Source organism: Petropleomorpha daqingensis (assembly GCF_013408985.1).
GTDB lineage: Bacteria > Actinomycetota > Actinomycetes > Mycobacteriales > Geodermatophilaceae > Petropleomorpha > Petropleomorpha daqingensis.
In genome coordinates this window covers 3626535-3649896 of the sequence record NZ_JACBZT010000001.1, presented here as the reverse complement: position 1 = coordinate 3649896, position 23362 = coordinate 3626535, and the positions used below count along the sequence as shown (strand labels likewise).

The 23362-nt window shown below is 73.8% G+C and carries 24 protein-coding genes; 9 read left to right on the top strand and 15 right to left on the bottom strand.

The genetic code is table 11. The features are described from left to right. Positions 1 to 3: 3 nt before the first annotated feature. The 10 genes from GGQ55_RS18095 to GGQ55_RS28535 form a co-directional block, all read right to left on the bottom strand. Complete coding sequence (locus GGQ55_RS18095) at positions 4 to 780, bottom strand: FAD:protein FMN transferase (RefSeq protein ID WP_218859333.1); 777 nt, start codon at positions 778 to 780, stop codon at positions 4 to 6. Further along, positions 777 to 1235 (bottom strand): FMN-binding protein, encoded by a 459-nt coding sequence (locus GGQ55_RS18090; RefSeq protein ID WP_218859332.1) that lies wholly within the window; start codon positions 1233 to 1235, stop codon positions 777 to 779. Before GGQ55_RS18090 ends, GGQ55_RS18095 begins: the two co-directional genes overlap by 4 nt. Positions 1236 to 1265: 30 nt before the next feature. Beyond that, entirely contained in the window at positions 1266 to 2672 is a 1407-nt protein-coding gene (locus GGQ55_RS18085) for a ferredoxin reductase family protein (RefSeq protein ID WP_218859331.1), read from the bottom strand. A gap of 72 nt (positions 2673 to 2744) precedes the next feature. Beyond that, positions 2745 to 3824, bottom strand: a complete 1080-nt coding sequence (locus GGQ55_RS18080; protein WP_179719076.1) for a 4-oxalomesaconate tautomerase — start codon at positions 3822 to 3824, stop codon at positions 2745 to 2747. Next, positions 3821 to 4519, bottom strand: a complete 699-nt coding sequence (locus GGQ55_RS18075) for a 4-carboxy-4-hydroxy-2-oxoadipate aldolase/oxaloacetate decarboxylase (RefSeq protein ID WP_179719074.1) — start codon at positions 4517 to 4519, stop codon at positions 3821 to 3823. The genes GGQ55_RS18080 and GGQ55_RS18075 overlap by 4 nt, the downstream gene beginning before the upstream one ends. After that, the gene (locus tag GGQ55_RS18070) at positions 4516 to 5166 is read right to left on the bottom strand and encodes a GntR family transcriptional regulator (protein ID WP_179719072.1); all 651 of its coding nucleotides are present in this window, start codon (positions 5164 to 5166) and stop codon (positions 4516 to 4518) included. The genes GGQ55_RS18075 and GGQ55_RS18070 overlap by 4 nt, the downstream gene beginning before the upstream one ends. Beyond that, positions 5166 to 6185 (bottom strand): amidohydrolase family protein, encoded by a 1020-nt coding sequence (locus GGQ55_RS18065; RefSeq protein ID WP_179719070.1) that lies wholly within the window; start codon positions 6183 to 6185, stop codon positions 5166 to 5168. Before GGQ55_RS18065 ends, GGQ55_RS18070 begins: the two co-directional genes overlap by 1 nt. A gap of 81 nt (positions 6186 to 6266) precedes the next feature. Then, positions 6267 to 7127 (bottom strand): SGNH/GDSL hydrolase family protein, encoded by an 861-nt coding sequence (locus GGQ55_RS18060; RefSeq protein ID WP_179719068.1) that lies wholly within the window; start codon positions 7125 to 7127, stop codon positions 6267 to 6269. A gap of 67 nt (positions 7128 to 7194) precedes the next feature. Beyond that, positions 7195 to 7863 (bottom strand): response regulator, encoded by a 669-nt coding sequence (locus tag GGQ55_RS18055; protein WP_179719066.1) that lies wholly within the window; start codon positions 7861 to 7863, stop codon positions 7195 to 7197. Then, positions 7860 to 9020 carry a sensor histidine kinase gene (locus GGQ55_RS28535; protein WP_218859329.1) on the bottom strand — a complete coding sequence of 387 codons (1161 nt, stop codon included), beginning with the start codon at positions 9018 to 9020 and terminating at the stop codon, positions 7860 to 7862. The genes GGQ55_RS18055 and GGQ55_RS28535 overlap by 4 nt, the downstream gene beginning before the upstream one ends. Positions 9021 to 9182: 162 nt before the next feature. Between GGQ55_RS28535 and GGQ55_RS18045 the strand changes: the two genes are divergently transcribed. The 3 genes from GGQ55_RS18045 to GGQ55_RS18035 all read left to right on the top strand — a co-directional run bounded on the left by GGQ55_RS18045 (position 9183) and on the right by GGQ55_RS18035 (position 12225). After that, the gene (locus GGQ55_RS18045; protein ID WP_179719064.1) at positions 9183 to 9962 is read left to right on the top strand and encodes a CPBP family intramembrane glutamic endopeptidase; all 780 of its coding nucleotides are present in this window, start codon (positions 9183 to 9185) and stop codon (positions 9960 to 9962) included. A gap of 16 nt (positions 9963 to 9978) precedes the next feature. Then, positions 9979 to 10689: a hypothetical protein gene (locus GGQ55_RS18040; RefSeq protein ID WP_179719062.1), complete on the top strand. Its 711-nt coding sequence runs from the start codon at positions 9979 to 9981 to the stop codon at positions 10687 to 10689. A 96-nt stretch (positions 10690 to 10785) separates the two neighbouring features. Then, entirely contained in the window at positions 10786 to 12225 is a 1440-nt protein-coding gene (locus GGQ55_RS18035) for an MDR family MFS transporter (RefSeq protein ID WP_366489636.1), read from the top strand. On the opposite strand, the gene GGQ55_RS18030 is transcribed toward GGQ55_RS18035, so the two are convergent. Continuing rightward, the gene (locus tag GGQ55_RS18030) at positions 12222 to 13970 is read right to left on the bottom strand and encodes an ABC transporter ATP-binding protein (RefSeq protein ID WP_366489634.1); all 1749 of its coding nucleotides are present in this window, start codon (positions 13968 to 13970) and stop codon (positions 12222 to 12224) included. The genes GGQ55_RS18035 and GGQ55_RS18030 overlap by 4 nt on opposite strands. A 181-nt stretch (positions 13971 to 14151) precedes the next feature. Here GGQ55_RS18030 and GGQ55_RS18025 point away from each other — a divergent pair, with 181 nt between their 5' ends. After that, the gene (locus GGQ55_RS18025) at positions 14152 to 14568 is read left to right on the top strand and encodes a MarR family winged helix-turn-helix transcriptional regulator (RefSeq protein ID WP_179719060.1); all 417 of its coding nucleotides are present in this window, start codon (positions 14152 to 14154) and stop codon (positions 14566 to 14568) included. Between the two features lie 89 nt (positions 14569 to 14657). After that, positions 14658 to 15527 (top strand): DUF4349 domain-containing protein, encoded by an 870-nt coding sequence (locus GGQ55_RS18020; RefSeq protein ID WP_179719058.1) that lies wholly within the window; start codon positions 14658 to 14660, stop codon positions 15525 to 15527. A 52-nt stretch (positions 15528 to 15579) separates the two neighbouring features. Here GGQ55_RS18020 and GGQ55_RS18015 read toward each other — a convergent pair whose 3' ends face one another. Both GGQ55_RS18015 and serA read right to left on the bottom strand, forming a co-directional pair. Beyond that, positions 15580 to 16815, bottom strand: coding sequence for a 3-deoxy-7-phosphoheptulonate synthase (locus GGQ55_RS18015; RefSeq protein WP_179719056.1), 1236 nt, complete (start codon positions 16813 to 16815; stop codon positions 15580 to 15582). Beyond that, positions 16815 to 18041, bottom strand: coding sequence for a phosphoglycerate dehydrogenase (gene serA / locus GGQ55_RS18010; protein ID WP_179719054.1), 1227 nt, complete (start codon positions 18039 to 18041; stop codon positions 16815 to 16817). Before serA ends, GGQ55_RS18015 begins: the two co-directional genes overlap by 1 nt. A gap of 110 nt (positions 18042 to 18151) precedes the next feature. Here serA and GGQ55_RS18005 point away from each other — a divergent pair, with 110 nt between their 5' ends. From GGQ55_RS18005 to GGQ55_RS17990, 4 genes are all read left to right on the top strand, one after another. Next, positions 18152 to 19021 (top strand): alpha/beta fold hydrolase, encoded by an 870-nt coding sequence (locus GGQ55_RS18005; RefSeq protein WP_179719052.1) that lies wholly within the window; start codon positions 18152 to 18154, stop codon positions 19019 to 19021. Between the two features lie 26 nt (positions 19022 to 19047). Next, entirely contained in the window at positions 19048 to 19668 is a 621-nt protein-coding gene (locus GGQ55_RS18000; protein ID WP_179719050.1) for a hypothetical protein, read from the top strand. Positions 19669 to 19670: 2 nt separating this feature from the next. After that, positions 19671 to 20528 carry an alpha/beta fold hydrolase gene (locus tag GGQ55_RS17995; protein WP_179719048.1) on the top strand — a complete coding sequence of 286 codons (858 nt, stop codon included), beginning with the start codon at positions 19671 to 19673 and terminating at the stop codon, positions 20526 to 20528. Positions 20529 to 20638: 110 nt separating this feature from the next. Continuing rightward, the gene (locus GGQ55_RS17990; protein WP_179719046.1) at positions 20639 to 21592 is read left to right on the top strand and encodes an IS481 family transposase; all 954 of its coding nucleotides are present in this window, start codon (positions 20639 to 20641) and stop codon (positions 21590 to 21592) included. Positions 21593 to 21614: 22 nt separating this feature from the next. Here GGQ55_RS17990 and GGQ55_RS17985 read toward each other — a convergent pair whose 3' ends face one another. Continuing rightward, the gene (locus GGQ55_RS17985) at positions 21615 to 22385 is read right to left on the bottom strand and encodes a DUF1932 domain-containing protein (RefSeq protein ID WP_366489630.1); all 771 of its coding nucleotides are present in this window, start codon (positions 22383 to 22385) and stop codon (positions 21615 to 21617) included. A gap of 2 nt (positions 22386 to 22387) precedes the next feature. Next, the gene (locus tag GGQ55_RS17980; protein ID WP_179719042.1) at positions 22388 to 23335 is read right to left on the bottom strand and encodes a VOC family protein; all 948 of its coding nucleotides are present in this window, start codon (positions 23333 to 23335) and stop codon (positions 22388 to 22390) included. Between the last annotated feature and the right edge of the window lie 27 nt (positions 23336 to 23362).

Below are 23362 nucleotides of genomic sequence, written 5' to 3'. Positions count from 1 at the left end.
CGCTCAGAGCACCGGTTCGACGGTGGTCGTCGTCCCGTCGTCCCACACGACGAGGCCGGAGCGGCCGGGCCGGGTCTCCAGCCAGCGGGCCGCGTCGCGACCCTGCGCGTAGGCGGCGGTCGCGTCGATGTCGGCCCAGGTCAGCGACCCGGCGATCACGGTGACCGAGGCGACGCCGACCGGCGGGAGGCCGGTCCGGGCGTCGACGAGGTGCTGCCCGCGGTGCGCGGTGCCGGAGGTGGCGACCGCGCCGCTGAACACCGGGACGACCGCGAGGATGCGCCGGGGATCGGCGGGGTCCTCGACGCCGACCCGCCACGGCCGGCCGTCGGGGTCGACGGTCAGGCAGGTCAGGTCGCCGCCGGCCGACAGGCAGTGGTCGGTGTCGGCGAGGTCGGCCAGCACGCGCGCCGCGCGCTCGACCGCCCAGCCCTTGACCACGCCGCTCGGGTCGAGCACCCGCTCGCCGTCCGGGCCGGGACGGCGGATGTCGAACGCGCCGCCCGAGCCGATGCGGGCGAGGTCGCCCAGCGCCAGCACCTCGGCCACCTCGACCGGGCAGTCCTCCAGCTCCAGCTCGCCGGCGTTGAGCAGGGAGACGTAGGAGTCGGCCCGGTACGTGCTGAAGACCCGGTCGACCTCGCGCAGCGAGATCATCACCTCCGCCCAGGCGGCGCGGGCCGCGGCGTCGTCGGTGTGCCGGCCGCGCAGCGCGAGGCTGATCGGCATGCCCATCACGTGCTCGACGTAGCGGGCGGTGTCGGGGAGGACGGCGTTCACGACAGGCCCGCCTTGTCCAGCGCGCTCTGCAGCGACTCGAGGTAGCCCTCGCTGGTCACCGTCGCGCCGCTGACCATGTCGATCTTGGCGTTCTGCGCGTCCAGAGTCTCCTGGATCAGCACCGGCAGCGCGCGGGCGTTGATCTGCTGGTCCCTGCCGTTGCCGCTCGGGTACTGGAGCACCGAGACGTCGGTGATCGAGCCGTTCGCCACGGTCAGCTCGACCTGGACCGGACCCCAGCGGGTGGAAGCGACCGAGCCGGTGACGGTGCTCGACGCCGTCGACGTCCCGGACGTCGCACCGGACGACGACGAGTCGGAGGACGACGAGTCGGAGGACGACGTGCTGCCCTGCACCGGCGCGACCGCCGAGGACTGGCCGCCCGCGGCGGCCTGGGTCGACGACGTGGACGTGTGGTAGCCGAACAGCAGCACGAGCGCGGTCAGCGTGCTCATGCACCAGAGGACGATGCGTCTCATCGGGGATTACCAGCCAAAGCTCTCGACGTGGAAGCGGTCTGCGGGCAGGCCTGCGGCCTCGGTGGTGCGGCGGACGTCCTCGGCCCACGCCTCGGGGCCGCACACGTAGACGTCGCGCTCGGCGAGGTCGGGCACCCAGTGGAGGAGGGCGGTCAGGTCGTCGGCGGGGCCGATGCCGGCGCCGAGCCACGAGCCGGGCGAGCGCCGGTGCCCGGGCAGCAGCACCTGGTCGAGCCCGCGCTCGGCGGCGAGCACCTGGAGCTCGCGGGCGAACAGCGGCGAGCCGGTGAACCGGTAGAGCAGGACGGCGTCGCCGGGTGCGTAGTCCATCGCCTCGGCGAGCGCGCGCAGCGGGGTGACGCCGACGCCGGCGCCGATGAACGCCACCTTGCGGCGGGTGCGGGCCCGGTCGGAGAGCCGTCCGTACGGCCCCTCGACGAGCACCCGGGTGCCGGCGCGCAGGTGGCGGAGCGCGGCGCTGCCGTCGCCGACGAGCTTGACCGTGATCCGCAGGCTGCGCCCGTCCGGCGCCGCCGACAGCGAGTACGGGTGCGCGCGGGTCCAGCCGCTGCCGGCCAGGAACCGGAAGGTGAGGAACTGCCCGGCCTCGACCGGCATGCGGGCGCCGCGGCGGGCGGTCATGTACACCGACAGGACGCCGTCCCCCTCGGGCACGACCGAGGTGACCCGGATGCCGTACCGCGCGCTGCGCCACAGCGGCAGCGCCACCCGCCAGACCAGCACCGAGCCGGCGGCGGCGATCCACAGTCCCCACCAGAAGACCTGGCGCCCGGTCGAGGAGACGAAGTCCTGGCCGGTCCACAGCTGGTGCGGCAGGGCCAGGCCGACGCCGAGGTAGGCGTAGAGGTGCAGCAGGTGCCACGACTCGTAGCGCAGCTTCCGACGGGCGGCCTTGACGCTCGTGACGACGACCATGACCAGGCAGGCGGTGCCGGCGACGGCCAGCAGCATGCCCGGGTAGTTCACCGTCAGGTCCCACAGCTCGGCCGGGGTCCGGGTCAGCTGGCCGGCGGCGTAACCCCAGGTGATCAGGCCGATGTGGGCGACCATCAGGGTGAACGAGGTGAAGCCGACGAGCCGGTGCATCCGGGCCAGCCGGTCCTGCCCGAAGGCGTGCTCGAGCACCGGCAGCCGGGCCATGAGCAGCACCTGCACCAGCACCAGGTCGGCCGACAGCAGGCCGGTGAGCCGGCCGGTCGAGGTCAGGCCGGTCGCCCACCCGGCGAGGTCCTGGAAACCGCCGCCGGTCGCCCACCAGTAGGTGACGAGCAGCAGGCTCGCCCACAGCGCGACGAGCCCGCCGGAGCGGACGGCGGCGTCGAGCCGGGCGCGGGTCGTGTCGGGGGCGCTTCGCGGGAGGGCCGGCGAGCGCGGCGCGGCAACGGTGGTCACATGCTCAACCATCGGTGCCGAACCTGGACGGCGGGACGGGGTTCGGCTGTGCGCCGCCTATGAGTCTTCTGGTCAGGCCCGGGGAAAGGCGGTCCCGTCGAAGAGCTTGCGGGCGGTGCGGACGACGCCGGAGCGGACGACGCGCGGCGGCGTGACCGAGGGGTCGACCTCGACGTCCACCAGCAGGTGCCCGGTGGGGTGCTCGACGTCGACCCGCGAGGTGCCCTCGGGCCAGTCCTCGGTCAGCTCGTGCCCGACGGCGCCCGGGACGAGCATGCCGGTGACCACGCTGACCGCGCCGAGGACGCCGATCGAGGTGTGCGGCTGCACGGGGATGAAGGAGCGGGTGCAGACCTGGCCGCCGTCGCGGGCCGGCGCGAGCAGCACCGTCTTCGGCACGCTGGCGGCCGAGACGTCGCCGAGCCCCATGAGCTCCGCGGCCTTGCGCCGGAAGGCGTCGACCCGCGCCAGCAGGTCGGCGTCGGCGGCGAGCTCCTCGTGCGACTCGTACCCGGTCAGGCCGAACGACGAGGCCATCGCGAGCACGACCGGCATGCCGTTGTCGACGCAGGTGACCTCGACGCCCTCGACGGTGTCGCGCACGTGCCCGGTGGGCAGGAGGGCCCCGGTCGCGGAGCCCTCGGTGTCGGCGAAGTCGAGCACGACGGGCGCGGCGGTGCCGGGGACGCCGGCGATCTCCACGTCGCCGCGGTACTCCACCCGGCCGCCGGGGGTCGGGAACGTGGCGACGGCGACGCTGTCGGAGTTCACCATCCGGATCCGCACGCTCGTCTCGCCGTCCCCGGCCGGGACCAGCCCGCGTTCGACGGCGAACGGGCCGACCCCGGCGAGGATGTTGCCGCAGTTCTGCCGGTCGCTGACCGTCGCCTGATCGACGCCGAGCTGCAGGAACAGGTAGTCGACGTCGATCTCCGGGTCGTCGGACCGCGAGACGACGGCGACCTTGCTGGTCAGCGTCGTGGACCCGCCGAGGCCGTCGATCTGCCGCGGGTCGGGGGTGCCCATCAGCCGCAGCAGCAGGTCGTCGCGCTCGGCCGGGTCGGCGGGCAGGTCCTGCGGCTCGAAGTACAGCCCGCGCGACGTCCCGCCGCGCAGCATCGTGCAGCGGACGCCGGTGTCGTCGTAGGTCATTCGGCCACCCACTTGTCGTAGGAGACGTACTCGATGCCGAACTCCGGCAGCTTGTCCCGGAGGCCGTAGCGGTCCAGGCCCAGCTCGCCGTCGGCGAAGGCCGCGCGGCTGGCCGCCTCCTTGTCGATGCGGGCCTGCGAGGCGGTCAGCGCCCGCGGCACGTCGGCGCGCGGGACGACCATGACGCCGTCGTCGTCGGCCACGACCACGTCGCCGGGGTGGATGGTCTGCCCGCCGAGGACGACCGGCACGTTCACCGCGCCGGCGGTGGCCTTGACCGAGCCCTGCGCGCTGACCGCCCGCGACCAGGCCGGGAAGCCCATCTCGCGCAGCTCGGCGACGTCGCGCACGCCGCACCCGAGCACGACGCCGCGCACGCCGCGGCGGGCCAGCGCGGTGGCGAACAGCTCGCCGAACAGCCCGTCGGTCGACGGGGAGTTGGTCGCCACGACCAGGACGTCGCCGGGCCGGCACTGCTCCACGGCCACGTGGATCATCAGGTTGTCCCCCGGCCAGCACAGCGCCGTGACGGCGGTGCCGCCGATCCGCGCGCCGGCCCACGCCGGGCGGAACTCCGGGCCGAGGTAGCCGACCCGGCCCAGCGCCTCGTGCACCGTGGCCGTGCCGAACCCGCCCAGGGTCTCGGCGTCGCCGACGTCGGCGCGCGGCGGATCGGTGACGACGACGTTCCTCATGCGGGACCTCCGGGGTTCGGTTCGGACAGCGCGGCGATGACGCCGCGGAAGTGCTGGGCGGCCGCGGCCTCGGCCCGGTCGGGGTCGCGGTCGGCGATGGCGTCGACGATGGCGGTGAGCCCGCGCAGGCTGACCTGCGGCCGGCCGGGGCGCAGCGAGAGCCGGAACTGGTGGCGGACGAGCTGGGCCTGCAGCCGGTCGACCAGCCCCTTGGCGACCGGCTGGTCGGCGAGGTCGCGGATCTGGCCGTGCAGCTGCGAGATGAGCGCCGAGTACTTGAGCAGGTCGCCGGCCCCCACCGCGCCGCGCATCAGCTCGACCTGCGCGCGCAGCCGGTCGACGTCGTCGTCGGTCGCCCGCTGGGCCGCCTTGCGGGCGATCAGCGACTCCAGCGCCATCCGCGCCTCGGTGATCGCGACGGCTTCCTCGGTCGTCACGACCCGGACGCGGGCACCCCGGTTGGGGATCCGCTCGACCAGGCCCTCCGCGACGAGCGCGTCGATGGCCAGCCGGACGGTGCCGCGGCTGACCCCGAACAGCTCGACCAGGTCGGCCTCGACCAGGCGGGCGCCGGGGGCCAGGTCGCCGTCGGTGATGGCGGTGCGCAGCCGCTCCTCGGCCACGGACCGGTCGGGAGTGCCCTCCATCAGCGGCCCTGGCTGCGCAGGATGCGGTCCAGCCGCGGGTAGACCCGGCGGACGTTGCCCTCGAAGACGGCGGCGCGCGCCTCGTCGTCCAGGGAGGACGCCTCGACGTAGCGGCGGGTGTCGTCGAAGTGGTGACCGGTCCGCGGGTCGATCCCGCGGACGGCGCCGACCATCTCCGAGCCGAACAGGATGTTCTTCGTGTCGATGACGTCGAGCAGCAGGTCGATGCCGGGCTGGTGGTAGACGCAGGTGTCGAAGTAGACGTTGCCCATCACGTTGGTCTCGACCGCCGGCTGCTCGAGCATGTCGGCCAGGCCCCGGTAGCGGCCCCAGTGGTAGGGCACCGCTCCCCCGCCGTGCGGGATGACCAGGCGCAGCTCGGGCAGGTCGCCGAACAGGTTGCCCTGCACCAGCTGCATGAACGCGGTCGTGTCGGCGTTGATGTAGTAGGCGCCGGTCGCGTGGAAGACCTTGGTCGCCGACGACGACACGTGCACCATCGCCGGGACGTCGAGCTCGACCATCGCCTCGTAGAAGGGGTACCAGGTCTTGTCGGTCAGCGGCGGCGAGGTGAAGTGGCCGCCGCTGGGGTCGGGGTTCAGGTTGACCCCGACGAAGCCCAGCTCCTCGACGCAGCGGCGCAGCTCGGCGATCGAGCCCTCGATGGGCGCGCCCGGCGACTGCGGCAGCTGGGCCACGCCGATGAACCGCTCGGGGAACAGCGTGGTCACCCGGTGGATGAGGTCGTTGCAGCGGCGCGCCCACTCCAGGCTGACCGCGGCGTCGCCGACGTGGTGGGCCATCGCCGAGGCGCGCGGGGAGAAGACGGTGACGTCGATGCCGCGCTCGTCCATCAGCCGCAGCTGGCTGGCCTCGATCGTCTCGCGGATCTCGTCGTCGCTGATCACCGGATACGGCTCGGGAGCGGTCCCGGCCTCCCACGCGGCCACCTGCTTCTCCCGCCAGGCCGTGTGCGCGGCGGGCGCCGTGGTGTAGTGGCCATGGCAGTCGATGATCAACGCTGTTCCCCTTCGTCCGGGGAACAGCTTCGTCCGCCGTCGGTCAGATTGTCAACAATCCTGGCGACGTCCTGCGAGCCGTCAGCTCAGGCCGAGCACCGCCATCGTCTGCGCCGCCATCTGGGACTCGCCGAGCGCGTTCGGGTGCACGATCACGGGGTTGGTGCCCTGCAGCACCGGCTCGATCCAGCGGACGCCGATCGCCTGGCAGGCGTCGTGCCCCTCGGACACCTGGTTCATGTCGACGTAGGTCGCGCCGGTGGCCGCGGCGGCGCGGCGGACGGCGTCGTTGAGCGTCGCCTGCACCCCGCGCAGGTAGGGGACGTCGCCCTCCGCGACCGGCATCTTGTCGAAGCAGCCGCCGGTGGCCGGGAGGATCCAGGGGTAGCCGAGGATCGCGACCTGCGCGTCCGGCGCGCGGTCCCGGACCGCCTGCAGCGCCTGCACCAGCGCCGGGTAGGTGGTGGTGTTGATGGTGTCCTCGAACGAGGAGCCGTAGCGGTCCTTGCAGGGGCTGCCCTGGCCCAGCGTGCTGGCGCCGAGGGTGCCGCACTCGAGGATCGAGCTGATGAAGACGTTGCTGTCGTTCCCGCCGATGGTCATCGTGACCAGCTGGGTGCCGGGGTGCAGCGCGTCGAGCTGCGGCGGCACGCCCTGGTACTGCGCGCCGGCGTAGTCGCCGGTGTCCGCGCCACCGCAGGTGACGTCGGTGAGCTGGGCGCCGGTGGCCGCCGCGATGACGTGCGGGTAGTTGCTCGTCGAGCGCAGGCACTGCGGGGCGGCGGTCGGGTCCGGCGGCAGCACGCCGGACGCGGCGCTGTAGGAGTCGCCGAGGGCGACGTAGTCCAGCGGCTGGGTGGTGCCGGCCGAGGCGGTGGGCGCGACGACCACGCCGGTGACGACGGCGGCAGCGGCCAGGACGCAGGTGGCGAGACGACGCACGGGCTTCTCCTCGGGACCGGGGATACTCACCGGTAACAACGCGCGAGACGCCCGAGGGTTACGCAGATCACCTCGATCGCGGCTCGTCGGCGCCGACGAAGCCGGTGCGGTAGGCCCAGACCACCGCCTGGGTCCGGTCCCGGACACCGAGCTTGCCGAGGATCGCCTTGACGTGCGTCTTCACCGTCTCGGGCGCGAGGAACACCCGGCTCGCGATCTCGGCGTTGGACAGCCCCTCGGCCAGCGCGCGCAGGATCTCCGCCTCGCGCTCGGTCAGGTGCGCCGCCAGCCGCAGCCGCTCGCGGTCCGGCGGCCGGCGGCTCGCGTAGGCGGCCAGCAGCCGCCGGGTCACCGCGGGCGCGACCAGCGCCTCGCCGGCGACCACGGTGCGGATGCCGTCGATCAGCTGCTCCGGGGTCGCCCGCTTGAGCAGGAAGCCGTCGGCGCCGGCGTCCAGCGCGTCGTCGACGACCTCGTCGAGGTCGAACGTGGTGAGCACGAGCACGCGCGGCCGGGTCGGCCACGCCACGATCTCCCGGGTAGCGCGCACCCCGTCCAGCCGCGGCATCCGCACGTCCATGAGGACGACGTCGGGCCGCAGCGACCGCGCCCGCTCGACCGCCTCGCGCCCGTCGGCGGCCTCCCCCACCACCGTCAGGTCCTCCTCGGCGTCGAGGAGCGCGCGCAGCCCGCTGCGGACCAGGACGTCGTCGTCGGCGAGCAGCACCCGGATCACGGGACCACCGCCGCGCTCACGGGCAGCACCGCCCGCACCCGGAACCCGCCTTCGACCGGGCCGGCCTCCAGCACGCCGCCCTCCAGCCGTGCCCGCTCGCGCATGTTGACCAGCCCGTGCCCGGGCACCGGCTCGGGAGGTGGCGCGCAGTCGTTGGTCACCTCGAGCCGCACGTCGCCGTCCCGCCGTTCCACCTCGACGCGGATCCCTCCCGCGGGGGTGTGCCGGACGGCGTTGGTCAGCGCCTCCTGCACGATCCGGTAGACCGCCCGCGCGGTGCCCTCCGGCAGCGCGCCGACGTCCGCCCGCAACTCCACGTCCCGCCCGGTCGTCCGCACCCGCTCGACCAGCTGCTCGAGGTCGGTGGCCGTCGGGGAGAACGGGTCCGGCGCCCCGCGTTCGTCGGGCTGCAGCACCCGCAGCAACCGGTTGAGCTCCTCGAGCGCGGCCCGGCCGACGGTCTCGATCGAGAGCAGCGCCTCGCGCGCGAACGCGGGGTTGTCGGCGAACACCCGCCGGCCGACCCCGGCCTGCAGCACCATGACGTTCACCGTGTGGCCGAGCGAGTCGTGCAGCTCGCGGGCCAGCCGGCTGCGCTCCTGGTGCAGCAACCGCTCCGCGGCGAGCGCCTGCTGGCGGCTCTCCGCCGCCCGCCGCGCCTCCGTCGCCGCCGCCCGGGCCCGGCGGCTGGACAGGTCGCCGATCACCATGGCGATCAGGAAGTGGATGACGATGCCCGGCAGCGCCCCGACCGGGTCGCCCCGGTCGAAGGCCACGTAGCCGGCGATCGCCACGGCCGTGAGCGCGCCGGCCGCCGTCCGGACCCGCCGGTCGCCCACGTCGAAGCAGGTGAACAGCGCGATCCAGGCCGGCCACTCGAGGAACCCGATCGCGCCGCCGACGGCGGCGTTGACCACCACGGTCCCGCCGGCCACGGCCAGCGTGAGCAGCGGTGCGGTCTGCCGCCAGACCAGCGCGGCGGGCCCGAGGGTGGCGAGCAGCAAGGTCCACCCGTCCACCGGCCGGTAGGGAGGCCCGGCCGGCATGGCCAGGGCCGAGGAGAGCGACAGCACGACCAGCCCGGCGGCGAGCCAGGCGTCGAGGCGGGTACCGGCCCACCACGGCCGGCTGTGCGAGGTGCCCGGGAACGACGACACGCCTCATCGTGGCGGTCCCGGGCGCTCGCGGGGAGCCCTCGCGCGAGGCCTCCCGCCTCCCTCGCGCGAGGGAGGGACCGGACCCGGCCGGGGCTCGTGGCGGGGCGGCGACGGCGGCACGGTTCTCGCCGACCGATCCGGCTCCCCCAAAGAGGCACCGTCATGAGCACCACCACCGTCCCCCGCCCCGCGTCGGGCGAGGTCGTGATCCCTCAGCTCCGCCGGCGCGGGGTGCTCGCCGTCTGGGCGGCCGCCGCCGTCCCGATGGGGGTGCTCGCGTGGGTGGTCGCGCCGCTCGTGGCCGACCACCTCGACGGCCCGGCACCGCTGGCCCGCACGCTGATCGTCTGCCTGACCGCCGGGCTGGTCTGGCAGTTCGTGCTCGTGGCGGTCCTCGTCCGGCGGGAGCAGGGCACGCTGCGCTGGCCCGTCGTCCGGGAGGCCCTGTGGTTGCGGGCTCCGCGGAATTCGCGCACCGGCCGCCGCGGTGGCCGGCTCTGGCTGGTCCTGATCCCGGCGGTCGCGTGGTTCGCCGCCGAGCAGTTCGTGCCGGCACTGCCGGTCCCCGCGGCCCGCGACTTCGGCGCCTTCATGGGCTCCGACGCCGGCGCGGCGCTGCTCGGCGGGTCGTGGGGCTGGCTCGCCGTCCTGGTCGTGCTGTGGGTGTTCAACACCGTGCTCGGCGAGGAGCTGCTGTTCCGCGGCTACTTGCTGCCCCGCATGTCCGGCGCGTTCGGCCGCTACGACTGGGTGGTCAACGGGCTGCTCTTCGCCTGCTACCACGTCCACCTGCCGTGGGTGATCCCGTCGGCCCTGCTCGACATGGTCGCCCTCGCGCTGCCGTCGCGGCGCTACCGCAGCGCGCTCATCGGCATCGCCGTGCACAGCGCGCAGAGCGTCTTCCTGCTCGCCCTCGTCCTGCCGATCGTCCTGCACGGCTGACCCCGAGGAGTTGGTCATGACCAGCATCTCCGCACCGCCCGCCTACACCTCGCCCGCTCCGCGGCGCCGCGGCGCCGCCCGCGTCGTCGCACTCGTCCTCGGCTCCCTGCTCCTGCTGCCCGGCATCGCGCTGGTCGCCGCCGGTGGGCTCCTGCTCTGGGCGCACGGGGTGCACCGCTCCGACGGCTTCGTCTTCTCGCCCGAGGACCGGCTCAGCACCTCGACCCACGCGCTGTTCAGCGACCGGATCGACCTGCGGACCGGCGCCGACTGGCTCCCGGTCTCGACCTCCATCGGCGACGCCCGCGTCCAGGTCACCGCCGACGACCGCGGCGCGGTGTTCGTCGGCGTCGCCCGGGCGGACGACGTGAACGCCTACCTGCACGGGGTCAGCCGGACCCACGTGGACGCGCTCGGCTTCGACTCCCCCGCCGGCACCGACGACCAGTTCCCGGGCGGCGCGCCGTCCGGCCCGCCCGCCGACCAGGACTTCTGGATCGCCCGGTCGTCCGGGACGGGGACGCAGCAGGTCGCCTGGCCGGCCGGCGACGGCGACTGGGTGTTCGTGGTCATGAACGCCGACGGCTCGGCCGGGGTCGACGTCGACGGGCGGATCGGCGCCGAGTTCCCCGCTCTGGGCACGGTCGCGTGGACGGTGCTGATCGTCGGGGCCGGGATCACGGTCGTCGGCGTGCTGCTCGTGCGGCCCCGTCGACAAGGTTTCTGAACGCAACGGGAATTTCGTCCCACGTCCGTGGCACTGTGAGCGGACGTGGGACGAGGCACGCGCAGCGGGGAACCCGGGACGACGGACGAGCCCGGTGTGGGTTTCCGTTCCGAGCGCGGGCCGGTGCTCATCGCGGTCATGCTCACCACCGGGCTGGTGGCGATCGACTCGACGATCATCGCGACCGCGGTCCCGTCGATCGTGGAGAGCGTCGGCGGCTTCGCCCAGTTCCCGTGGCTCTTCTCGATCTACCTGCTGGCGCAGGCGGTCACCGTGCCGGTCTACGGCAAGCTGGCCGACGTCTTCGGCCGCAAGCCGGTGATGATGGCCGGGATCGGCCTGTTCCTGCTCGGCTCGATCCTGGCCGGCGCGGCGTGGAGCATGGGCGCGCTCATCGCGTTCCGGGCCGTGCAGGGTCTGGGCGCCGGCGCCATCCAGCCGATGTCGCTGACGATCGTGGGCGACCTGTACTCGCTGAAGGAGCGGGCCAAGGTGCAGGGCTACATGGCCAGCGTGTGGGCCATGTCCGCGGTGATCGGCCCGACGCTGGGCGGCGTGTTCGCCGAGTACGTCAGCTGGCGGTGGATCTTCTTCGTCAACATCCCGCTCTGCCTGCTCGCCGGGGCGATGATCATGCGCGGGTTCACCGAGCAGGTGCAGCGCAGCAAGCCGCGGATCGACTACGCCGGCGCCGTCACCCTCACCGCCGCGCTCACGCTGCTGATCCTCGGCCTGCTCGAGGGCGGGCAGGCGTGGTCGTGGGGCTCGCCGCAGAGCATCGGCGTCTTCGCCGCCGGCGTCGTCCTGCTGGTCGTCTTCGTCCTGGTCGAGCGGCGCGCGGCCGACCCCGTCGTCCCGCTGCAGCTGCTGCGCGTCCGGCTGATCGTGGCCACCTGCCTGGTGGCCGCGTGCGTCGGCGCGATCCTGCTCGGGCTGACCTCGTACGTGCCCACCTACGTCCAGGTGGCGCTGGGCACCGGCCCGCTGATCGCCGGGTTCGCGCTGGCCGCGCTCACGCTGGGCTGGCCGCTGTCGGCCTCGCAGTCCGGGCGGCTGTACCTGCGGCTGGGCATGCGGGTGACCGCGCTGATCGGGGGCGTGATCGTGGTGGGCGGCACCCTGCTGCTGCTCCCGCTCGACCAGGGCTCCAGCGTGCTGCACGTGGCGATCACGTGCTTCGTCATCGGCTTCGGCATGGGGTTCACCGCGGCGCCGACGCTGATCGCGGCGCAGGCGGCGGTCGACTGGCAGCAGCGCGGCGTGGTCACCGCGGCGAACATGTTCTTCCGCTCGCTGGGCAGCGCCGTGGGCGTGGCCGTGTTCGGCGCGGTGGTCAACGGCAGGCTCGGCACCGCGACCGTCGACGGCCACGTGCCGCCGGGGCCGCTCACCGACGCCGTGCACCTCGTGTTCCTGGGCACGGTGGCGGTCGCGGTGCTGATGCTCGTCGCGGTCGCATGCATGCCGCGCGACCGGGCCACGCCGGCGGTCGCGCCGGTGCCCGCGGAGGCGCAGCCGGTCGCCACCGCCGACTAGGCCGCCAGGGTGACGGCGCGCTCGGCGGCGCCGACCAGCCGCGCGTAGCGGCCGCCGCGGGCGAGCAGCTCCTCGTGCGTGCCCTGCTCGACGACCCGGCCGCCGTCCAGGACCGCGATCGCGTCGGCGTCGCGGATCGTGGAGAGCCGGTGCGCGATGGTGATCGTCGTGCGGCCGCGGCTGGCCTCGTCCAGCGCCGCCTGCACCGCCCGCTCGGTCTCGTTGTCCAGGGCGCTGGTCGCCTCGTCGAGCACCAGCACGCGCGGGTCGCGCAGCAGCGTGCGGGCGATCGCCAGCCGCTGCTTCTCCCCGCCGGAGAACCGGTGCCCGCGCGCGCCGACCACGGTGTCGTAGCCCTGCGGCAGGCGGGTGATCACGTCGTGGATCTGCGCCTTGCGGGCCGCGTCCTCGATCTCCTCGTCGGTGGCCTGGGGCGCGGCGTGCCGCAGGTTCTCCCGCACGGTGGTGTGCAGGAGGTAGGTCTCCTGGCTGACCACGCCGACGATCTGCGCGAGCGTGGCCAGGGTCAGGTCGCGCAGATCGACGCCGTCGATCGTGATGCGGCCGACGGTGGGATCGGCCAGCCGCGGGACCAGCGAGGCGAGGGTGGTCTTGCCCGAGCCGGTCTCCCCCACGATCGCCAGGTTCGCGCCGGCGGGCACGGTGAGCTCGACGTCGGTGAGCGCGTTGCGGGCGGCGTCCGGATAGCGGAACGTGACGCCGTCCCAGCGCACCTCGCCGCGCACCGCGGCCGGGTCCAGCGGCACGGGGTGCGGCGGGTCGGCGATGTCGACGGGCAGGTCGAGGTACTCGAACACGCGGCTGAACAGCGCCATCGAGCTGGTGACCGACACCTGGACGTCGAGCAGCGCCATGAGCGGCCGGAACAGCGCGCCCTGCAGCGTGGTGAAGGCGACGAGGGTGCCGATGGTCATGCCACCCGAGGTGGCCGGGAACCCGGCGGCCAGGTAGATCGCGGCCGGGATCGCGGCGAAGACGATGCTCATCGTGCCCATCCGCCAGCGGCCGGCCAGCTGCGAGCGGATCTCGAGGGAGACCAGATCGCGGGAGGTGTCGGCGAACCGGTCGGCCTGGACGGGCCCGGCGCCGACGGTCTTGGACAGCAGCGCACCGCTGATCGACAGACCCTCCTCGACCTGGGCGTTCATCTCGGCGAGCTGCCGCTGCTGCTGCGCGGTGACGCTCCGGCGCATGCGGGCGACCTTGCGGGTGAGCAGCACGGCGGGTGGCAGCACCAGCAGCGAGAGCAGGGAGAGCCGCCAGCTCAGCGCGACCATCGCGATCACCGTGCCGACGACGGTCGTGGTGTTGGAGGCCAGCGACGTGGCCGTCGACGTGACGACGGACTGCATGCCGCCGATGTCGTTGGTCAGCCGCGACTGCACCTCGCCGCCGCGCGTACGGGTGAAGAAGGCCAGCGACTGGCGCTGCAAGTGGGTGAAGACGGCGGTCCGCAGGCCGTGCATGACCCGCTGGCCGACCGTGGTGGACAGCCAGGTCTGGACGACGCCGAGCAGCGCGGTACTCGCGGCGACGGCGACCATGCCGGCGACGGCCCACGCGAGGAGCGGCACGTCGTGCTCGGGCAGCGCGTGGTCGATGACCTCGCGGAGCAGGAACGGGGAGGCCAGGGCGATCGCGGACGACGCCACGATCAGCGTGACGACGACGGCGAGCTGGCCGGTGAAGGGGCGGAACAGGGCGGCGATCCGGCGCAGCGGCACCGGGTTGCGGTCGAGCTGGGCGCGGTCGGCGGGGTCGACGCGGCGGCCGGAGCGGCCACCGCCTCCACCGCCTCCGCCGAAGTTGGGGGCAGTCAGAAGGCATCACCTTGTCGGGTCTTCGAGTCGATGCGGAGGTTACCTCACGATGTGGTAACCGCAACGTCTCGGCTAGCATTCCGCCGTGGCCGACGACGACAGCGGGACGCTCAGCGAGCTGCTCATGCACGCCGCCCGCGCCCAGCGCCGCCGGTGGCGCGAGCTGCTCGAGCCGTGGGACCTGACGCCGTCGCAGTCGCGGGCGCTGCGGGTGATCGGGGACGGGGACGGCACGCGGGTCTCCGACCTGGCCGAGGCGCTGCGGATCGCGCCGCGGTCGGCGACCGAGGTGGCCGACGGCCTGGAGGCGCGCGGTCTGGTGGAGCGCACCCCCGACCCGGCCGACCGGCGGGCGGTGCTGCTGCGCATGACCGCGGCCGGGCGGTCGATCCGCGACGAGGTGGCCGTGGCGCGCGCCGCCGACGCGCGTGCGTTCTTCGGCCGGCTCGCGGCGGAGGACCGGGTGGCGCTGGCCCGGCTGCTGCGCGAACTCGCGGGGTAGTTCCCCCGAGTCACGATCAGGCCTCGCGGCCGCCACGATTCGGCATCGGTGCTGGTCGGGGCCGAGATCGCAGGCCTAGCGTCCCGACGATGAGGCGCTCTCTCGGCACAGCGCTCGCGGCGCTGACCATGGTGGTGCTCGTCGGTTGCTCCGGCCCCGGGGCCGGCTCGGACTCATCCGGTGCGGACGGTGGCGCAGGGGTCGTGCCCGACGCCCCGGGAGATCCCGGGAGCACGCCGTCCGACCCCGACCGGCAGGTGGTCACGACCGCCACCGCGTCCGTCGCCGTCAAGAACCCGGCGACCGGCGCCCAGCGGATCAGCGAGCTGGTGGAGGCCGCCAGTGGCCGGGTCGACCAGCGCACCGAGCAGGCCGGGTCCGGGAAGAGCGGGCTCGAGGGTGCCTCCGCCGACCTCGTCGTGCGGGTGCCGGCCGATGCGCTGACCGGTCTGCTGGCCGACCTGGAGGACGTCGGTGACGTCGCGAACGTGTCGGTGTCCCGTTCCGACGTGACCGCCACCGCGGTCGACCTGGACGCGCGGATCTCGGCGCTGCAGGCCTCGGTGGCGCGGCTGCAGGGCCTGATGAGCCAGGCGGCCACCACCGAGGCGCTGCTCGCGGCGGAGAAGGCCCTCTCCGAGCGGCAGGAGCGGCTCGAGTCGCTGCAGTCCCAGCGGGCGGCGCTCGCCGACCAGGTGGAGCTCTCGACGCTCAGCATCCACCTGGCACCGTTCGGCGTCGCCCCGGTCGGCGGGCCGGACAGCTTCGCCGACGGGCTCAGCACCGGGTGGAAGGCGCTGGTCACCGCGCTGCGCGCGGCCGTCGTCGTCCTCGGTGTCGCCCTGCCGTTCCTGGCTCTCGCCGCGGTGGTGACCGCGGCGGTGCTGGTGCCGATCCGCATGGTGCGGCGGCGGTCCGCCGTCCCGGCACCGGCTCCTGCCGGCCCGCCCCAGGACTAGGAGGTTGTGCGCGCTTAACCGCGCGTGGTTTTGCGCGCTTAACCGCGCGCGGTCATGCGCGGCGGGCGCGGGCGGCGGCGGCCAGCTCGTCGAGCATCGCCGTCGTCGTCTCGGGGTCGACGCAGGCGTCGGTGACGCTCATCCCGTAGGTCAAGCCGTTCGGCTCCCTCTGCAGGTCGAGGTCCTGCCGGCCGGCGACCAGGTTGCTCTCCACCATCACGCCGCGGATCGCCTGCTCCCCCGAGGCGATCTGCCGGGCCAGGTCGTGCACCACCTCGATCTGGCGCAGGTGGTTCTTCTGGCTGTTGCCGTGCGAGGCGTCGACGACCAGCACCTCGGGCAGCCCGCGGCGGGCCAGCAGCGCGCGGGTCTCGGCGACGTGCTCGGCGGAGTAGTTCGGGCCGTTCTTGTCCCCGCGGAGGATCACGTGCCCGGTCTCGTTGCCGAGGGTCGACAGCTGAGCGGTGATCCCGTGCTGGTCGATCCCGAGGAACTCGTGCGGCGCCCGGGCCGCCACGATCGCCTGGATCGCCGCCTCGATGCTGCCCTCCGGCGAGTTCTTGAAGCCGACCACCGAGGAGAACCCGGACACCCGCTCCCGTGCGGTCTGGTCGGTGACGTTGCGCGCGCCGACGCCGTTGTAGGTGACCAGGCCGTTGACGTACTGCGGGGTCAGCGCGTTGAGCGGCTCGGCGGCCACGGGCACGCCCATCGCGGTGATCCGCAGCATGAGCATCCGGGTCGCGATCAGCCCGACGCTGATCCGGTTGGAGCCGTCCAGGTAGGGGTCGTAGGCGAACCCCTTCCAGTCGACCTCGGTGCGCGGCTTCTCGGTGTAGGTGCGCATGACGATCTCGAGGTCGTCCGCGTACCGCGACCGCATCCGGGCGAGGAAGCCGGCGTACTCCACCGTCGCCGCGGGGTCGTGGATCGAGCACGGCCCGGCGATGACCGTCAGCCTCCCGTCGGCACCGCTCACGATGTCGGTGACGGCGCGGCGGCCGGCCCGCGTCGTCGCGGCGGAGTCGGCGGTCACCGGCAGCAGGGTCGCCACCGCCTCCGGCGTGACGACGATGGACAGACCCGCGATCCGCGTGTTCACCAGGCCGTCGAGCTCGACCGGCTCCGCCGTGCCGTAGCCGAGCTGCCGGCGGATCTCCGGCAGCTCGGCGGACGCCGTGGCGTCCATCTGCCGGTTCACCCGCTCCTGCAGCTCCAGCAGGCGGTCGGCGATGCGCTGGGCGACCTCGAGCAGCCGGTCGGCCGGGATCTCCTCGTGCGGTTCCATCAGCAGGGCAGGACGTCGACCCGCATGATCTCGGGCATCGCGCGCAGCTGCTCCACCACCTGCGCGGTGAGCGGGCCGCGGACGTCGGTGACGGCGTAGCCGACGTGGCCGGCGGTGGACAACTGCTGCTGCTCGACGTTGAGCCCGTTGTCGGCCAGCGCGCTGTTCACGTGCGCCATGGCGCCGGGCTGGTTGCGGTGCAGCAGCAGCAACCGGGTGACGCCCTCCAGGTGCGGCAGCAGGACCTCGGGGAAGTTGACCGACAGCGCCGTCGTCCCGTTCTGCAGGTAGCCGAGCAGCTTGCCGGTGACGAAGTCGCCGATGTCGAGCTGGGCCTCCTCCGTCGAGCCGCCCACGTGCGGGGTGAGGATCACGTTGGGCAGGCCACGGAGGTCGGACTCGAACGGGTCGCCGGAAGCGGCCGGCTCGGTCGGGAAGACGTCGACGGCGGCACCGGCCAGGTGGTCGGACTCGATGTGCTTGCGCAGCGCCACGTGGTCGACGACGAAGCCGCGGGAGAGGTTGAGGAAGACCGCGCCGGGCACCATGCGGGCGAACTGCTCCTCGCCGAAGAAGCCGCTGTTCCCCGCCCGGCCGTCGACGTGCAGCGTGACGACGTCGGAGTCGGCCAGCAGCTCGTCGAGCGTGGCGCACCGCCGGGCGTTGCCCAGGGCGAGCCGGTCGGCGGTGTCGAAGAAGCGCACGCTCATGCCCAGCGCCTCGGCGAGCACCGAGAGCTGGCTGCCGATCCGGCCGTAGCCGACGATCCCCAGCCGGCGGCCGCGCATCTCGTGGCTGCCCTTGGCCGACTTGTCCCAGCGCCCGGCGTGCATGGCGTCGTCCTGCACGGTGAGCCGGCGGGTGAGCGCGATCATCTCGGCGACCGCCAGCTCGACGACGCTGCGGGTGTTGGAGAAGGGCGCGTTGAAGACGGCGACGCCGCGCTCGGTGGCCGACGGCAGGTCGATCTGGTTGGTGCCGATGCAGAACGCGCCGACCGCGCGCAGGTCGGTCGCGGCGGCCAGCACCTCGGCGGTCAGTTGCGTGCGCGAGCGGATGCCCAGAACGTGCACGCCCTGCAGCCGCTCGGCCAGCTCCTCCGGCCCGAACGCGCGCTTCTCGGTCTCGACGACGACGCCGGCCGCGGAGAGCAGCTCGGCGGCCACGGGGTGGACGCCCTCCACCAGCAGGGCCCGCACGGGACCGTCGGCAGCCTGCACGGACATGGTTTCGCTCCCTCAGAACCGGGGTCGGCGGCGACGCCTGCGCACCGCCGTCCTCGCCCCGAATGATTCCCGACGCGCGCCGGCCGCCTCGCACCGCCTAGGTTGCGGACATGCCCCCCGCCGTGCTGCAGGTCCCCTCCGCCCACGACGTCGAGCTCACCGCCTACCGCTGGGACCCGGCCGGGACACCGCGCGGGATCGTGCAACTCACCCACGGCATGGGCGAGCACCTGCTCCGCTACGAGCCCCTGGCCGGTGCGCTGACCGCGGCCGGGTTCGTGGTGATCGGCCAGGACCACCGGGGCCACGGCGCCTCGGCGCAGGGCGAGTGGGGCGCGCTGGGCGAGGGCGGCTGGGACGAGCTGGTGCGCGACATCGGGCGGGTCAGCGACGTGGCCCGCCAGGACTTCCCCGACCTGCCGCTGGTCCTGCTCGGGCACAGCATGGGGTCCTTCGCCGCCCAGCAGTACGTGCTCGACCACAGCGACGAGCTGGCCGGCCTGGTGCTGACGGGCACCGCCGTCCTCGACCTGCTCGAGCCGGCGCTGGACCTCGACCAGCCGCTGGACCTCTCCGCGTTCAACGCCCCCTTCGAGCACCGCACCGGCTACGAGTGGCTCTCGCGCGACACCGCCCAGGTCGACGCCTACGTCGCCGACGAGCGCTGCGGCTTCGGGCTCTCGGACGTCGACGGCCGGCAGATGTTCGCCTCGGCCCGCCAGGTGGCCGACCCCGGACGGCTGGCCGGGCTCCGCAAGGACCTCCCGGTCTGGATCCCCGTCGGCGAGCACGACCCGGTCAACGGGCAGCTCGCGCTGGTGCACCCGCTGGTCCAGCGGCTGACCGACGCCGGGCTGACCGACGTCACGCTGGTCGTCTACCCGGAGGCCCGGCACGAGGTGTTCAACGAGACCAACCGCGACGAGGTCGTCGCCGACCTGCTGGCCTGGCTCGACCGGGTCGTCCCGCCCGCCGCCTGACCACCGCTCCGAGAGGAAGAACGCCCGTGCACGCTCGCTCGACCACCATCCAGGGCGACCCGGGGGCGGTGCCGACCGGCATCGCCTTCGTCCGCGACGAGACCATGCCGATCCTCCGGCAGATGGACGGCTGCGTGGGCCTGTCCATGCTGGCCGACCCCGAGTCGGGTCGCTGCATCGTGACGACGTCGTGGCAGGACGCCGACGCCGTCCGGTCCAGCCGCGACGTCGTCCGGCCGACCCTGGAGCGGACGGCGGAGGCGCTCGGCGGGCCGGCCGAGGTGCAGGAGTGGGCGATCGCGGCCATGCACCGCGTGCACGAGGCCCACCACGGCGCCTGCGCCCGGGTCACCTGGCTGCGCACGGCCCCGGACGAGGTGGGCAAGGCCGTGGACGCCGTCCGGCTGTCCCTCATGCCCAAGCTCGACGACCTGCCGGGCTTCTGCAGCCTCAGCGTGATGGTCCGCCCGGACGACGGGACGGCCGTCGCCGCGGTCGCCTACGACACCTGGGAGGACCTGCGAGCCGCCGCTGAGGGGGCCCGGGAGTTCCGCGACGAGTTCGCCCCCGCGATGGGCATCGAGGTGCTCGACACCGGCGACTTCGACCTGGCCCTGGCCCACCTCGGCGTGCCGGAGACGAACTGACCGTGCCGTTCACCTCGCCTGTCGACGGGTTCCGGCTGGCCTACGACCGCACGGGCGGCGGCCCGCCCGTGGTCCTGCTGCACGGCTGGCCGGGCGACCGCGGCGACTTCCGGCTGGTCGCACCCGCGCTGGCGGACGCCGCCGACGTCGTCGTCCCGGACCTGCGCGGGTTCGGCGACTCGGACAAGCCCGACGTGGACCCCGCCCAGTACGCAGGAGACGCCCAGGCGCGCAGCGTGCTGGGGCTGATCGAGGAGCTGGGCCTGGAGCAGGTGGTGCTGGCCGGCTACGACATAGGCAGCCGCATCGCGCAGGTCGTCGCCCGGCAGGCGCCGGGGCGGGTGCGCGCGCTGGTGATCGCCCCGCCGGTGCCCGGCGCCGGTAAGCGCCTGCTGGACCCCGCGGTGCTGCAGGAGTTCTGGTACCAGAACTTCCACCGGCTCGAGCTGGCCGAACGGCTCCTCGACGGCAACCGGGACGCCGTGCGCAGCTACCTGCAGCACTTCTGGACCCACTGGTCCGGCCCGGCGTTCACTCCTGCCGACGCCGACCTCGACCGGCTGGCCGACGGCTACGCCCGGCCCGGCGCCTTCACCCGCTCGATCGGCTGGTACCGCGCCGGGTCGGGGATCCTCGCCCGGGGACTCCAGGAGCAGACCCCCGACCCCGCGGACCGCCTGAGCACGCCCACGCACGTGCTCTGGCCGGCGCACGACCCGCTGTTCCCGTCGGCGTGGTCGGACCGCCTCGGGGAGTTCTTCGCCGACGTCACCCTGACCTCGCTGCCGGACTCCGGGCACTTCGTGCCGCTCGAGGCGCCCGACGAGCTCACCTCCGCGATCAGGGCGGCCCTGGGCTAGGTGTCGCGACCAGACACGTTGTTGACAGTCGGCGTGGTGGCTTGATCACGAAGGAGACCTCCGGAAGGAGTGGCGGTGCTTGACGTCACCATTCCCAACCGGAGGTCTCCGTGGCCCACGCTAACGCCCGCACCACCGTCTACGCCCGCAAGCTGATCGTCGCTCGTGTCCGAGCTGGTCACCGCCCCGGCGAGGTCGCCAAGCAGCTCGGAGTGAGCCGCCAAACGGTCTACAAGTGGGTGCGCCGCTGGCGGGCCGAGGGCGAGGCTGGGCTGGCCGACCGCTCCTCGCGGCCGCATCGGCTGCCGCGGCGCACCTCAGCCGAGAGGACCGCGGCGATCGTGGCCGCGCGCAAGGCCCACCATGCCGGGCCGGTGCGGCTGGCCGCGATCCTCGGGCTGGCGGCCTCCACGATCGGGGCGGTGCTGCGCCGGGCCGGCCTGCCCCGGCTGGCCGACGTCGACCGGCTGACCGGCGAGCTGCTGCGCGGCCGCCGGCACAGCCAGGTCCGCTACGAACGCGAGCACCCCGGCGACCTGCTGCACGTGGACGTGAAGAAGCTCGGCCGGGTGCCGGTCGGCGGTGGCTGGCGCATCCACGGCCGCCGCGAGGAGGTGCGCGGGCGCGGCATCGGCTGGGACTACGTGCACGTGGCCATCGACGACCACACCCGGCTGGCCTACGCCGAGGTGCTGCCCGACGAGCGCACCGGCACCTGCGCCGGCTTCCTGACCCGCGCGGTGGCCTGGTTCGCCGCCCAGGGCGTGACCATCGCCCGGGTGCTGACCGACAACGCCAAGAGCTACCGGATCGGTGCCGCCTGGATCGCGGCCTGCGCCCAGCTGGGCATCGCCCGCCGGTTCATCAAGCCCGGCCGGCCCTGGACCAATGGCAAGGCCGAACGGTTCAACCGCACCCTGCAGAGCGAGTGGGCCTACGCCACCGCCTGGGCATCGAACGAGGAGCGCACCGTCGCGCTGGACGGCTGGCTCGAGCACTACAACACTGCCCGTAGCCATTCCGCCCTCGGAGGTCACCCGCCGGTCAGCCGCCTCGCCGCGTGAACAACCTGTCCGGTCACGACAGCTAGGCCGGCGGGGCGTCGCGCAGCTCGACGAGCAGGTCGCGCGCCGCCGGCGCGATGCGGGCGGGGACGCCGAGCTCGACCAGCTGGTCGGTCGCGGCGGCCATCTCGTCGGCCCGCCGGCGCGCGTGCGTGTGCGTGCCGTCGACCAGCCGGTCCACGGTCCGCTCGTCGAAGCCGGCCAGCTCGGCGGAGATGTTGCCGCGCAGCCAGTCCGCGCAGCCGGCCGCCTCGGCCCCGCGCAGCGCCTCGACCACCGCGGCGGCCAGGCCCTTGTAGAAGACGCTGCGCAGCAGCTTGCGCGAGATCGCCTCCCCCACCGGGCCGGGCTGCACGGTGACCTCCGCGCCGAGCGGGACGAGCAGGTCGCGGTACGTCCGGGCGCGTGGTCCGGAAACCAGCATCGGCGTCCGCAGTCCCTTGCCCGGCACCGGCGACATCAGCGCCACGTCGACCACGTCGACGTCCCGGCCGGCCACCCGCTCGGCGAGGGAGACCTTCAGCCCCGGCGACGCGGTGTTCAGGTCGGCCCACAGCGTGCCCGGGCGCAGCCCGTCCAGCGCGTTCTCCAGCGCGGTCATCGCGTCGTGCGAGCTGTTCAGGCTCAGCACGAGATCGGCGTCCGCGACCGCCTCGGCCTCGCTCCCCCGATGCCGGACGCCGTCCACGGTGATCGGCTTCGGGTCGTAGCCGCGGACGTCGGCGCCGGCGGCGACGAGGTCGGCGCCGATCGCCGATCCGGCCTCGCCCAGCCCGAGGACGGCGATCCGCACGGTCACTCGCCGACCGGCGGGGTGCCGTGGGTGTGGAAGGTGGAGATCGTCTGCAATCCCCAGGCCTGGCCCTTCGCCCGCTCCTCGGCCGACCAGTCCACCGGCTGCCAGTCGGGGGCGAAGACCAGCCGGGCACCGGCGTTGTCCAGCTCGATCCGGTTGCCGGCCGGCTCCCAGACGTAGAGGAAGAAGCTCTGCTGGATGGTGTGCTTGTGCGGGCCGGTCTCGATGTGGATCCCGTGCTCGAGCGCCAGGTCCGCCGCCCGGATGATGTCGTCACGGCTGTCCACCGCGAACGACAGGTGGTGCAGGCGGCCGGAGGTGCCGGTGTTGTCCCGGGTCCAGACGGCGTCGTAGCCCTTGTTGGTGAAGGTGGTCCAGCTGCCGGCGACCCCGTCGTCCAGCACGATCTGCTCGGTGACCATCCCGCCGAGGACGTCGCGCGCGAAGTCGCGGTTGGCGACCGGGTCGACGGCCAGGTAGTTGATGTGGTCGATCCGCCGCACGCTCACGCCGCGGCCGGGGTAGGCCTGGGCCTGGTTCTTCAGCGACGGCTTCAAGTCACCCTCGGGCCGGTACCACTCGCACTCGTAGTAGATGCCCATCTCGTGGCCGTCGGGGTCGGTGAAGACGTAGACCGGGCCGTAGCCGGGGTCGCCGTCCTCCCACCCGCGGCCGAGGCCCGTCGCCTCGATCGCGGCGACCCGACGCTGCAGCGCCTCGGGCGTGCTGGCGCGGAAGTTGGTGCGGCCGACGCCGGGTCGCGGGGCGGCGGTGAGCTTGATGGTGGCGTTCTCGTAGTCGTCCCAGGCGTGCAGGAACACCGAGTCGCCGGCCGAGCCGTTCTCGGTCAGGCCCAGGTAGCGCACGAAGAAGTCGAGGCTCTCCTCCGGCTTGTCGGTGAGCAGCTCGACGTGGGCGAGGTGGGCGATGTCGTGCAGCGGCGGCACGGAGGTCTCCTTCGAGGGGTGGGTGTG